Here is a 13,628-nt window from a genome sequence, read left to right as displayed (position 1 = left end):
CTGGTCGCCGGTTCCGGCCCCGGACGGGAGGCCGGCTGCCTGCCCGCGCCGGCCGGAGTCCGCAACCGGCGCACCGGCCGGCCGGCGGTCGCCGTCGCCGGATGCGGGGACGCCCGTGGTGTCGCCGGTGTCCGGGCCGCGGGAAGCGTCCGCCGCGCGGGCGGGACCGCCCGGCACCGCGCCGTGCGGCGCGGTGGCGTCCTCGGCGGCGTCGCCGGTCCCCGGAGAGGGCGGGGGACCGGCGCCGTCCGGCGCCGGCCCGGGCGCGGGGAGCGCGGCGCGCAGCTCGGCGGGGCGGTGGGCGGCGAGATAGCCGGCGAGTTCACCGACCGTCCGGTTCTCGAAGAAGAGCGTCACCGGCAGCTCGCCCAGCCGGTCCTCCAGGGCGGCGGTGAGCTTCTTGATCAGGATGGAGTCGATGCCGAAGGTGGCGAACTCCTGGTCCGCGCGGAGGCGCCCCGCGGGCAGCCGGGCCGTCCGGCGCACCAGGTCGAGCAGCCACTCCTGTGCCGCGGCCGTCAGCCCCTCACCGGACGGGCCTCCGGGCCCCTCGGCGGGCTCCCCGGCGGACGCGGGCCCGTGAGCGGGCGCCGCGTCCGGTGCCGGGTGACCGGTCCCGGGAGCCGGCGCCGCGGTCGCGGACAACCCGCTCACCCAGCGTTCGATCCGCGCCTCCCGGCCGTACACCACCACGGTCTCCGGCCGCCCGGCGGCGATCGCCCCGCGCAGCGCCCGGAACCCGACCGGGGTGGGCATGGCCACCATGCCCTGCATCTCCTCCAGCACCTGCCGGGTCTCCGGGGCGATCTCCATGCCGCCCTCGGCCCAGAGCGGCCAGGCCACGGAGACCGACGCGCCGTGCCGGGTCCCCTCGGCCACCCGTTCCGCCCGTGCGGCGGCCAGCGCGCCCAGGCCGCGGTTGGCCGCGGCGTAGTCCGCCTGCCCGGCGGCGCCGGACCACGCCGAGGTGGAGGAGAACAGCGCCAGGAAGTCCAGCCGTCGCCCGGCCGTGGCACGGTCCAGGTGGGCGGCGCCGGTGAGCTTGACCGCGAGCACCCGGCGGGCCGAGGCCGGGTCCTTGTTGACCACGTAGGCGTCCTCGTTCAGCCCGGCGCAGTGCAGTACGCCGTCCAGGCCGCCGTAGTCCTGCTCGGCGGTCGCCACCGCCTCCGCCACGTCCGCGTACCGGGTCACGTCGCCGCGTACGTACCGGACCCGGGCCCCGGCCTCCTCCAGGCGGCGCAGCTCGGCGACGAGCTCCGCGTCGGGCGCGGAGCGCCCGGTGAGCACCAGGCGTGCCCGGTACTCGCGGGCCAGCACGGCCGCGAGCCGCCGCCCGATGCCCTTGCCGCCGCCGGTGAGCAGGTAGCGGCCCCCGGGACGGAAGACCGCGTCCCCCTCGGGTGCGTCCCCGGCGCCGTCCGGTGCGGTGTCCGCGCCGGTGGCCGTTCCGGCCGGCCCGGTGGTGTCTCCGGCGCCGCAGCGGCGCAGCACCCGCACCCGGCGCCCCTCCGCGCCGTACCGCACCTCGGCCAGGCCCGGCCGGGCGCCGCCCAGTTCGGCCAGGGCGCGGGCGAAGGGCGTGCCGGGCCCCGGCCACCGGTCGTCCACCCGGACGGACACCGCGGCCAGCCGCCGGTCCTCGTCGGCGACGACCTGGGCGAACGCGCCCAGCGCCGCGCCGAGTCCGGCGCCGTCGGCCCCGGTGACCAGGAAGGCCACGGGCAGCGGCCCGGGGTCGCGGGCGGCGATGACCGCCTGGAGCGCGGGAAGCACCAGCTCGACGGCGCGCTCCGGCGTGATCCGCCCGGCGGGCAGCGCGAAGACCAGGCCGCGGGGCAGCCGCCCGGCCGTGCGCAACTCGTCGAGCAGGGCCGTCCAGGCCGCGGTGTCCCCGCCGACGTCGCGGCCCACCCGGACGTGGCGGAGCGGGACGTCCCCGGGACCGGCGTCCCGGGGCCCGGAGAGCCCGTCCCCGGGGCCGTCGCCGCGCTCCGCGGGACCGGCGGTGCCGTCCTCGACGAGCAGCACCTCCCCGGCGGGCAGGGCGGTTCCGGCGGGAGAGCCCGGCCCGCCGGCCTCCTCCCACACCGGCTCGTAGCCGACGAGGGTGCAGGCGCGGTCGGCGGCCGTGCCGTTGCGGGCCGCGAGCAGCCGGGCCGCCACCGCGGTGTCCAGCCGTCCGCTGCGGACCCGCTCCAGTATCAGCCGGCGCAGGGTTTCGGTGTTCGCGTTCATCGGTCCATCCCGTCGTCGTTCCGGACCAGTCGCAGGTCCACTTCGTCCACGGACAACTCGCCCCGGCCGAGGGCGTCGAGCAGCGCGACCAGTTCGGCGCTCGCCTCGTCGGCTGCCGCCTCGCCGGGCCCGTCCCCGTCCGCCGGCGCGCCGGGCGCCTCCGGCGGCCCGTCCGGCTCCTCGCGGGCCGGCTCCGCACCGGGGGCACCGGCCACCTCGTCCCCGGGCACGCCCGGCTCGGCCGCCGCCCACCAGCGGTCGGGGCGGAACGGATAGCCGGGCAGCGCGGTGCGCCGTACGCCGGGCCGGGAGAGGACCGCGAGCGCCTCGTGCGGGACGCGCCCCTCGGCCCACTGGCGGGCCAGTCCGGGCAGGTCCTCCGCGGGCCGCTCCGTTCCCGGCCCGCCGTCCCGGCCGGTGACCAGGCCCGGCGCGGGACGCCCGGACAGCCGGGCGCGGAGCGCCGCGACCAGCTCCGGAAGGCTCCGGGCCACCACGGCCAGCCGCCACTCCAGCGGGTCCCGCCCGGTGCGCAGGGTGTGCGCCACCTCGGCGGCCGTGGCGGCGGGCCGGTCCGCCAGCCGGGCGGCGAGTTCCCCGGCCGCGGCGTCCAGCCGGTCGGCGCTGCGGGCGCTCAGCACGAACAGCTCCTCGGGCCCCGCCTCCGCGGTATCCGCCGCCTCCGCGGGCGCGTGCGCCGGGTACTCCTCCAGCACCACATGGGCGTTGGAGCCGCCGAAACCCATCGAGCTGACGGCCGCCCGGCGCGGCAGCCGCGCGCCCCGCTCGTCCACGGGGGCCGGCCAGTCCACCGCGCGGTCCGCGATCCGGAAGGGGCTGCCGTCCAGGTCCAGCAGCGGGTTGGGCTCCCGTACGTGGATGCTGGGCGGCACCGTGCCGTGCCGCAGCGCCAGCACCGCCTTCGCCAGCCCGGCGAGGCCGGCTGCCGCCTCCAGGTGCCCCATGTTGGACTTGAGCGAGCCGACCCGGCACCACGCGTCCACCGCCCGGTCCTCCGGCACCCCGGTGCGCTCGGCGAACGCCTTGCGCAGGCCGCGCAGCTCGATCGGGTCGCCGACCTCGGTGCCGGTGCCGTGCGCCTCGACGTAGCCGACGGTGCGCGGGTCGGTGCCCGAGCGGCGCAGCACGTCGGCGACGAGCGCCGCCTGCGCCGCCGGGTTGGGCACGGGGAGGGACTGGGCGTGGCCGCCGTGGTTCACGCCGCTGCCGCGCACCAGTGCGTACACGGTGTCGCCGTCCGCGAGGGCGCGGGAGAGCGGCTTGAGCCACACCGCGACGACGCCCTCACCGCGGACGAACCCGTTGGCGGCGCGGTCGAACGCGTGGCACCTGCCGTCCGGCGAGAGCGCCCCCATCTGGCCCAGGGCGACGAACATGTCCGGGGCCAGCAGCAGATGCACGCCGCCGACCAGCGCGGTGTCGCACTCGTCGTCCCGGAGGGCCTGCACCGCCCGGTGCAGCGCGGTCAGCGAGCTCGAACAGGCGGTGTCCAGGGCCTCGCTGGGGCCGTGCAGGCCCAGCTCGTACGAGATCCGGTTGGCCAGCACCGTCTTGGCGTTGCCGCTGACGGCGTACGCCTCGCGGTAGCGGCCGACGCGGGCGAGGTGGGCGGTGTAGTCGTGCGAGGTGGCCCCGACGAAGACGCCGGTGCGGCTGCCGTGCAGCGAGGACGGGGCGTGCCCGGCGTCCTCCACCGCGTGCCAGGCGGTCTCCAGCATCAGCCGCTGCTGCGGGTCCATCACCTCGGCCTCGCGCGGGGAGACGCCGAAGAAGCCGGCGTCGAACTCGGTGACGCCGTCCACGAACGCGCCCCACCGGCTGTTGGTCCGCCCCTCCTCGCGGTGCGGGTCGCCGAAGAGGGGGCGCCAGTCCCAGCGGTCGGACGGGATCTCGGTGACGTGGTCGGTGCCGGCCAGCAGATTGCGCCACAGCGCCTCCGTGGTGCGGGCGCCGGGCAGCCGGACCGCCATCCCCACCAGGGCCACCGGGTCCGGTGCCGGGCCGGCGGGTGCGGGCGCCACGGTGTCGCGGGGCGCGGAGTCCGCCGCCGTGCGGTCCGGTGCTCCGGGTGCCGCGGGGTCGTGCAGCGCGGTCTCGCCTGCGCGGCCGAGCGGGTCCTCCGTGAGCGGCCCGGTGGCCGCCGGGCCGGCGGACGCGGTCTGCGGAGCGGCGGCGGGGGCCGCACTCCGCTCCGGCGGGGTGCCGGTCTTCCCGGCGTCGCGGGGCCCGGCGTCCGCTACGGGAACGGCCGCGGTCCCGGCGTCGCCGGGCGCGGTGTCCCGTGGACCGGCCCCACCGGCGCGCTCCGCGGTCGCGGCGGCCGGGGCACCGGGGTGCCCGGTGCCGGTCGGGCCGGCACCCTTCGCCCCGGCGTCCGCGGGCGCGGCCTCCCGGGCGAGGCGGGCGCACACCCCGGGGGAGCGGTCGGCCAGTTCGCGGGCGAGTTCGGTGACGGTGCCCGCCTCGTAGAGCAGCACCTTGGGCAGCTTGCCGAAGTCCTCCTCCAGTTGACGGACCAGCTCGATGGTGCCGAGCGAGTCGATGCCGAGCCCGCTGAACGGCGTCGCGTCGTCCACGGTGTCCGCGGGCACCGCCAGGAACTCGGCGACCAGCTCCCGCAGATGGGCCCGTACGGCGGCGTCCGGATCCGTCCCGGGCGCCGTCTCCGGTGCCGCCGGGGCTTCCGCAACCGGCGCGGACTCCGCCGGCGGCACCGCCCCGGCTGCGGGCGCCGCTGCGGGCGTGGTTGCGGGCGCGGCGGCGTCCGCCCGGGCCACCAGCACGCACTGGTCGTCCTCGCTGGGCACCCCGTTGTCGTGGGCGTGCACCCGGCTGTCGCCGAAGCCGGTGCGGGCCAGCACCGCCTGCCAGCGGTCCGGCCCCAGCAGCGGGCTGCCGGGCAGGCGTTCGGCGTCCCGGCACATCCACCAGCTCGGGATCATCCCGAAGAGCAGGAAGGCGTAGTCGATGTTGGAGGTGACCTCGTTCAGCAGCAGCAGGCCGCCCCCGGTCAGCAGCCGGCGCAGATTCCGTACGGAGACCTCGACGTCCGCGGTCGCGTGCACGACGTTCGAGGCCACCACCAGGTCGTACGCGCCCGCGTCCAGACCCTGCCCGGCCGGGTCCCGTTCCAGGTCGAAGGGGGTGAAGACCATCCGCGGGCCGGCCTCGGCGAACCGGGCCCGCGCCTGCCGGAAGTACGCGGCCGAGATGTCGGTGAAGGTGTACTCGACCCGTTCCCCGTGCCGCCCGATCCGGTCCAGCACCGGCCGGGTGGTGCCGCCGGTCCCGGCGCCCACCTCCAGCAGCCGCACCGGACGGTCCGGACGGTCGGCGAGCCGGTCGGCGATGCAGGCGTCGGCGAGCCGGGCGACCAGTGCGTTGTAGTGGTCCGCGATCGCGTTGCCGCCGTAGATGCGGCCCAGCAGTTCGCCGGCCTCGCCGCCGAAGTAGAGGTCGAGGGCCCGGGTGCGGCCGGTCACCACGGCGGGGATGTGCGGGATCACGGTCCGCGCCAGCGCCGTGTGCGCCGCGAGTTCCGGGTGGTCGGTGACGATGTCGTCCAACTCCCGGCCGAGCAGTTCCCGCTCGGCACGCGGGTCCGGCAGCGGGCGGGGCGCCGCCGCCACCACGTCCGCCAGCCGGGCGAGATAGCGCTCGTACGGCTCCACCGGGGTGAGCGCCGCCCGCACCTGCCCGGCGGTCAGCGGTTCCCGGGTGCCGAGGTGTTCCCGTACGGCGAGCGCGGCCAGCCGGGCGCCGACGGCGCCGAGCCGCTCCAGGCCGCGGCGTATCGCGGCCGCGTCGTAGGAGGTCTCGGCCAGGAAGGCGTGGGCGGCGTCGGTCGGGGCCGCCGGCACGGCGGGCCGCTCCCGGTCCGCGGGACCGGCCAACGGCCCGTCGGCGACGGCCGGGGCGGTGCCCGCCGGACCGGCCCCCGAGGGGGCCGGCCCGTCCGCCTCGCGCAGCCAGAACCGCTCGCCGGCGAAGGGCAGCCCGGGGAGGCCGGCCCGGGGCGCCCGGGTGCCCCCGGGCGCGCCGTCCCAGTCCACGGTGGCCCCGCCGGCCCACTCCCGGGCGGTGGCCACCACCGGCTCCGGTGCGTCCGGCGCCGCCTCCACGGCCCCGGGGACGAGCGGCGCGGCGAGCAGCGCGTCCAGCGCGCTCAGCAACTCCGGCACGGTGCGGGCCACCGCCGCGGCCCGCTCCCGCAGCGTCTCGCGTCCCCGTTGCAGGGTGGCGGCCACGGCGGCCAGGTCCCGGTGCCGGGGCAGGGCCGCGCGGTGCCGGCGCAGCAGTTCCGTGAGCTGCCCGGCGGTGGGCGCGGAGAACGGCACCACCAGCGCGTCGCCGTCCGACCCCGCGGCCTCCGGGCGGGCGGGCCGCGGCGGCGCCTGTTCCAGCACCACGTGGGCGTTGGCGCCGCCGAAGCCGAAGGAGCTGACCCCGGCCCGGCGCGGCACTCCGGGCCGGTCCGGCCACGGCACGGGGGCCCGCGGCACCGTCAGCGGGCCGTCGTCCAGGGCACAGTACGGGTTGGGATCGGTGAAGCCGGGCATCGCCGGGACGGTGCCGTGCTCCATGGAGAGCACCGCCTTCACGATGCCGACCACGCCCGCCGCGCCCTCGGCGTGCCCGAGGTGGGCCTTGGCGGTGCCCAGCACCACCGGCGGGGCGTCCTGCGGCCGCCCGCTCAGGGCGCCGCGCACCCCCTCCACCTCGATGGGGTCGCCGAGCGCGGTGCCGGTGCCGTGCGCCTCCAGGCAGCCCATGGTGTGGGCCGGCACCCCGGCGTCCCGCCAGGCCCGTTCGATCAGCGCGGTCTGCCGCTGCGGGCTGGGCGCGGTCACCGCCCCGGCGTGCCCGCCGTGCCCGGTGGCGACGCCCTTGAGCACGGCGCGCACCGGGTCGCCGTCGGCCAGCGCCCGGTCCAGCGGCTTGAGCAGCACCGCGGCCACCGCCTCGGCCGGCACGTAGCCGTCCGCCGCCGCGTCGAAGGCGTGGCAGCGGCCGCTGGGCGAGAGCGCCCCGGTGGCGGAGAGCGCCAGGTAGTGGCGCGGGGAGAGCATCAGGTTGGCGCCCGCCGCGAAGGCCATGGAGCACTCGCCGCGGCGCAGCGACTCCACCGCGAGCTGCACCGCGTGCAGCGAGGACGAGCACGCCGTGTCGACGGTGAGGCTGGGTCCGGAGAGATCGAACCAGTACGAGGGCCGGTTGGCCGCCATGGTGGTGGCGATGCCGGTCGCGTCGTAGGGCCCGGACCTGCGGCCCCGGGCGATCATCTCCCCCTCGTAGTCGCGGAAGCACTGGCCGACGAAGACGCCGGTGTCCGAGCCGCGCAGCGCGGGCAGCACGGCGGCGTCCTCACCGGCCTCGTAGAGCACCTCCAGCAGCAGCCGGAGCTGCGGGTCCATCGCCTCCGCCTCGGCGCGCGGCACCCCGAAGAAGGCCGCGTCGAAGGAGCGGACGTCGTCCAGGAAGCCGCCCGCCGGGCACTCGGTGGTGCCGGCGCCGCCCTCCGGGTCGTGGTGCTGCGCGTGGTCCCAGCGGTCGGCGGGGACCTCCCGCACCAGGTCGCGGCCGTCGAGCAGGGCCTGCCAGAGCGCCTCGGCGCTCGGGGCGCCCGGGAACCGCCCGGCCAGGCCGATGACGGCGATGTCCCGGGTGGAGTCCCCCTCCGGGAGCGGCGGGCCGGGGCGCGTGGCCGTGGTCGGGGCGGCGGCGGTGCCGCCGGTGCCGCCCGTGTCGCCGGGGGCCGGCGCAGGCGCCGCGGACCGCTCCGGGCCGCCCGCGAGCGCGGCGTGCCAGCGGGCCACCGCCCCGGGGTGCTCGGCGGCGAAGTGCGCGGCGAGTTCGGGCACCCGGGTGCAGCGGAAGAAGAGCGTGGGCACCACCTCGATCCCGAGGACGGCGCCGAGCCGCGAGCCGAGCGTCACCACGTCCACGGAACCGAGGCCCAGCTCCATGAAGGTCCAGGTGAGCAGCTCCTCGCGGAGTCCGGCGGTGTGCGGCAGCAGACCCTCCACCGTCTCCGCGATCATCTCCTCCAGGGCGGCCCGCAGGGCGTCCTCGTCCGGGGCCGGTCCGGTACGGGCACCGGCCGGGTCCGGCCCCGGCGCAGCGGTCCCCGGTGCGTCCGGTACGGCCGTGCCCGCGTCCCCGGCGGTGGCCGCGGGCCGCGGTGCGGCCGGTGTCCGTGCGGGCAGGATCGTCCCGAGCAGCTCCTCGACCTTCTCCCGGTCGCCCTCGAAGACCGCGAGCTGCGGCCCGTCATGGGCGAGACCGGCCTCCAGGGCGGCCAGCCCGTGCGCGGTCGCCAGCGGCACCAGCCCGGTGCTGCGCAGCACCTTGTCCTCCACGGCCGGGTTGATCCGCATTCCGCCCTCGTCCCAGAGCGGCCAGTTGAGGGTCACGCTGCGGCCGTGCCGCTCGCCGCGCCGCACCAGCTCCGCGCGGTGGGCGGAGTAGGCGTCCAGATAGGCGTTGGCGGCGGTGTAGTCGGTGGTGCCGATGCTCCCGAGCACCGAGGAGGTGGAGGAGAAGAGCACCAGGTAGTCGAGCGGCTCCCCGGCCGTCGCGAGGTCGAGGTTGCGGGCGCCTGCCAGCTTGGGCGCCAGCACCCGGCGCACCGACTCCGGCTTCTTGTTGATCAGCAGGCCGTCCTCCACGACGCCCGCCGTGTGGATCACGCCGGTCAGCGGGCCGAAGCGCTCGGTGCAGGCGGACACCAGCCGCCGCACCTCGTCCTCCCGGGTGACGTCGGCCCGCAGATACGCCGCCCGGCAGCCCAGGGCGGTCAGCTCCGCCAGCAGCTCGCGGTGGGCGTCGCCCTCGGGGGAGCGCCCGCACAGCACGATGTCCGGCCGCGCGGCACGCGCCATCCGGCGGACCACATGGCGGGCGATGCCGCCCGCGCCGCCGGTCACCAGATAGGTGCCGCCCGGCCGGGCCAGCGGGACCCCGGAGACCGCCGGGCGCACCGGTGCGAAGCCGCGCACCTCGCGCTCGCCTGCGGCGGTGCGGCGGACCTCCAGGTCCCCCGCGGCGGCCTCGGCGAGCAGCGCCTCCGCCGTACGGGCGGGGTCCCGCGGCGGCGCCGCGAACCGGACGGTGGTCAGCGGCAGTTTGGGCTGCTCCAGGCGCAGCCCGCGGGCGAGGCCGCCGACGGCGGCCTCGGGCGGGCTCTCGGACGGCGCGTGGTAGGCGTGCACGACCGGCAGCGGCGCGCGGCGCCCGACCGCCCAGGACTGGCAGAGGAGATAGACGGAGAGCAGCCCGGTGTCCGGGTCGGGCCGGCCGCCCGGGTCGGTGCCGTCCAGGTGCCACAGGTGCAGCACGGCGCCCGGCACCCGGCCGTCCTGCTCCAGCGCCTTCCGCAGCCGTACGAAGTCCTCGCCGGACGCGGGCCGGACGGTGAAACGGTCCTCCGCGAGACGGGCGAAGCCGTCGCCGGGCGTCACCAGCACGGCGGCGGTGCGGGCCCGCAGGGCCGCGAACCTCTCCTCGGAGGTGTCCAGCACCAGCACCGGCCCCTCGGCGAGGCTTCCGGCGGGGGCGGGGGCGTGCCGGGCGGTCCAGCCCGGTTCGTAGAGCATCACCCGCTCCAGGTCGGCGACGGGGACGGGCGCCGGCTCCGGCGCCTGTCCGGCCTCGCGGGGCCCGGCGGGCCCCCCGGCGGAGGGCGGTTCCCCGGTGGCCGGGGGCTGCGCGGCGGCCGGAGGCGCGGGGGCCGCGGCCGGTGCCGGCCGGGGGGCCGGGTGCGGGGCCGCGGACGGGGAGACCCGGTGCCGCTCCCCGCCGAACGGGTAGGTGGGCAGGGCGATCCTCCGCCCGCCGGGCACCGGCTCCAGGGCGGTCACGGTGCCCCGCGCCCACCCCTCGGCCCGGCCCTCGGCGTCCGTACGCGCCGGGCCGGCCGGCTCACCGCCCGTGTCCCCGGGCCGGCGCCGCACCGTGCCCAGGAAGGCGGGCACGGCGGGCGTGCCCCCGGTGGCGAAGGCGTCGAGCGCCGCCGCGAGTGCGCCGGTCGAGGAGGCCACCAGGGCCAGCCGCTCGGCGAGGTGCCGGCGTCCGGTCGCCAGCGTGTGCGCCACGTCGGCCAGCCGCAGCGGCCGGTCCGCGGGCGCGTTCCGCAGCGCGTCCCGCAGATCGGCGGCCCGCCGCACCAGTTGGTCCTCCGTACGGGCGGAGAGCGCCACCACCCGAGGGGTGCCGTCGTCGCCGGGGGCCGCCGGCGGCGCCGGGTACTCCTCCAGCACCACATGGGCGTTGGCGCCGCCGAAGCCGAAGGAGCTGACCGCCGCCCGCAGCGGGGCGGGCGCGCCGGTCTCCGGGTCCGTCACCGGCGTCCACGGCTCGGCCCGCTCCGGCAGCCGGAACGGGGAGCCCGCCAGCGGCAGGTCCGGGTCGGGCGCCGAGCCCGGCAGGGCGGGCACCAGCGTGCGGTGCCGCATGCACAGCAGCACCTTGGTGAGCGAGGCGAGGCCGGCCGCGGCCTCGGTGTGCCCGATGTTGGCCTTCACCGAACCGGCCGCGCAGAAGCCCTCCCGGTCGGTGTGCCGGCGGAAGGTGCGGTTCAGGGCGTCCAGTTCCATCCGGTCGCCCAGCGCGGTGGCGGCGCCGTGCGCCTCCAGCAGGGTGACGGTCCCGGCCGGCACCCCGGAGCTCTCCAGGGCCTCCTCCACCACCCGGCTCTGGGCGTCCGGGCTGGTGACGGTGTAGCCGCTGGTGCGGCCGGTGTGCCCGACCGCGGAGCCCCGTACGACCGCGAGGATGCGGTCGCCGTCCGCCTCCGCGTCGGCCAGCGGACGGACGAGCAGCGCACCCACCCCGTCGGACGGCACATAGCCCGAGGCGCCCTGCCCGAAGGGCCGGCTGGTGCCGTCCCGGGAGAGCAGCCCGTTGGCGGCGGACCGCACGTACTTGTACGGGTGCAGGGACAGGCTGGCCCCGCCGACCAGCGCCGCCCGGCACTCGCCGCGCCGGAGCGAGACGCAGGCCTGGTGCAGGGCGGTGAGCGAGGAGGAGCAGGCGGTGTCGACCAGTTCGCTGGGGCCGCGGAAGTCGAAGGCGTGCGAGACCCGGTTGGGGATGCCGCCGAGCCAGCTCAGCGCCACCTCCCCGCCGCCGTCCCGCACGTTCTCCAGGCCGTGCAGGTGGTAGTCGGCCCACATGGAACCGGCGAAGACGCCGACCCGGCCGCCGGCCGCCGCGTTCAGCGACTCGGGCGTGTAGCCGGCGTCCTCCAGCGCCGACCACGCGACCTCCAGGAACTGCCGCTCGTGCGGGTCCATCAGCTTCGCCTGCTGCGGCGGGACGGTGAAGAAGAGCGCGTCGAACCGGTCCACCTCGGGGAGGAAGCCGCCGCGCCGCAGGTAGGTGCGCCCGGGGGTGCCGGGCTCGGGGTCGTACCACTGGTCCACGTCCCAGCGGTCGGCCGGGACCTCGGTCAGGCAGTCCCGGCCCTCCCGCAGCACCTCCCAGAGGGCGTCCGGGTCGGGGGCGCCGGGGTAGCGGCCGGCGACGCCGACGATCGCGACGGGGCCGTCGAACGGGTCGGGGCCGGGGGACGCGTCGCCGGTGGCCGGGGACGGGGCGGGCGCCGGCGCGGCGGCGGGGCCGGGCACCGCGCTCTGCGGGGCCGCGGGCTCCGGTGTGGTCCGGCGGGTGGCCGGTGCGGTGGGGTCGGTGGGTGGGGTGTGTCCTTCGTCGGTGAGGTGGGTGGCGAGGGCGGTGATGGTGGGGTGTTCGAAGAGGAGGGTGGGGTAGAGGTCGGTGTTCAGTGCGGTTTCGAGGTGTCCGGCGATGGTGAGGAGGTCGACGGAGGTGAGGCCGAGTTCGTAGAAGCCCTGGTCGGGGTCGGGGGTCGCGGTGTCGTCCCCGAGTTGGCGGGTGACGGCGTCGGTGACCAGCGCGGCCATGGCGCCGGCGTTCCCGGTGTCCCCGGGAGACCCCGGGGCCCCGGGGTGCCCGTGGTGGTCCCCGGCGACCGTCGTGGGTTCCGGTGTGGTCCGGCGGGTGGCCGGTGCGGTGGGGTCGGTGGGTGGGGTGTGTCCTTCGTCGGTGAGGTGGGTGGCGAGGGCGGTGATGGTGGGGTGTTCGAAGAGGAGGGTGGGGTAGAGGTCGGTGTTCAGTGCGGTTTCGAGGTGTCCGGCGATGGTGAGGAGGTCGACGGAGGTGAGGCCGAGTTCGTAGAAGCCCTGGTCGGGGTCGGGGGTCGCGGTGTCGTCCCCGAGTTGGCGGGTGACGGCGTCGGTGACCAGCGCGGCCATGGCGCCGGCGTTCCCGGGACTTCCCGGGCTCTCCGCGGCTCCGGTGTCCCCGGGGTACCCGGCGGGGCTCCCCGGTTCCCCCGAGCCGGTGCCCGCGCCCTGCGCGGGCGGCGCCGCCGGGGCCGGAGCGGCGGCTGGGGCCTGCGCCGGGGCGCCCCGGGCGGCCGCCCGGCGTCCCTCCTCGGCATGCTTCCGGATGTCCTCCGTCGAGCGGACCCGTTTCGCCCGGTAGCCGCTCAGCCGTACCGCCACCTCGCCGTCCGGTGTGCAGAGGTCGATGTCGGCGACGACCGCCTGGGTGCTGTCGTCCAGCCGCAGGCTGTCCATCCGCGGGGCGTGCACCAGGGTGCGGGCCTCCAGCGGCCGGCGGGCCCGGAAGGAGTCCACGTAGATCGGGATGAACGGCTGCACCACGCCGCGCCGCACCTCCGCCGGGAACTGGAGGAACGGCACCAGCACCGAGAAGTCCATGAACACCGGGTGCACGAAGAAGTGGCCGAGCTGCTCGGCGGCGCTGGGGTCGAGGGAGACGTCGGCGACGGAGAAGTCCGCACCCGCGCCCACCCGGCCCTGCACCTTCATGAACGGGCCGTGCCGGATGTCCAGTTGACGCGCAAGCCCGTACAGGTCGTCGGCGTCCAGCGAGCCGGGGCCGGAGGCGGCCGTCAGCCGCTCCGGTGGCACCGGCTCCGGCTGCCACGGCGGGGCGGCGTGGATCTCCGCCTGGAAGTTGGTCTGCCACTCCTCGTCGACGACCTCGCCGTCGACCAGCGGCCGGCTGCGTACCGTCACCGGAAGGCCGCCGCGGGCACCGGGCTCGCCCACGGTGACCCTGAGCTGCCGGTCGAGGGAGCCCACGGCGATCAGCGGCCGGATGAACACGCAGCGCCGCAGCTCCACCCCGGCCGGGTCGACGCCGAGCGAGCGCACCAGGCGCAGCACCAGGTCGAGATGGAAGACGCCGGGGAGCACGGGGGTCTCGTGCACCAGGTGGTCGCGCACCGCGGCGTCCTGCGCGGTCACGCGGGTCGCGAAGCGGCGGCCGCTCAGTGCGCGGAGCGCGGGCTCCGCGCCGGGGGACCGGAGGATCTCGGACAT

General features: G+C 77.9%; 2 protein-coding genes (1 of these 2 cut by a window edge). Both read right to left on the bottom strand.

All coding sequences use genetic code 11. The features are described 5' to 3' along the window. Positions 1 to 2,238, bottom strand: partial view of an SDR family NAD(P)-dependent oxidoreductase gene (locus HOY81_RS15745; protein ID WP_237321041.1) — the 5' portion only. The gene continues 13,533 nt to the left of window position 1, outside the view; 2,238 of the gene's 15,771 nt are visible here — the first part of the coding sequence; the start codon lies at positions 2,236 to 2,238; its stop codon lies off the left edge, out of view. Then, positions 2,235 to 13,628 (bottom strand): SDR family NAD(P)-dependent oxidoreductase, encoded by an 11,394-nt coding sequence (locus HOY81_RS15740; protein WP_272892868.1) that lies wholly within the window; start codon positions 13,626 to 13,628, stop codon positions 2,235 to 2,237. The genes HOY81_RS15745 and HOY81_RS15740 overlap by 4 nt, the downstream gene beginning before the upstream one ends.

The organism is Streptomyces sp. JJ36 (assembly GCF_021696945.1).
Lineage (GTDB): Bacteria > Actinomycetota > Actinomycetes > Streptomycetales > Streptomycetaceae > Streptomyces.
Note: the sequence above shows the minus strand (reverse complement) of the source record. Positions and strands in the feature narration are given on the sequence as shown.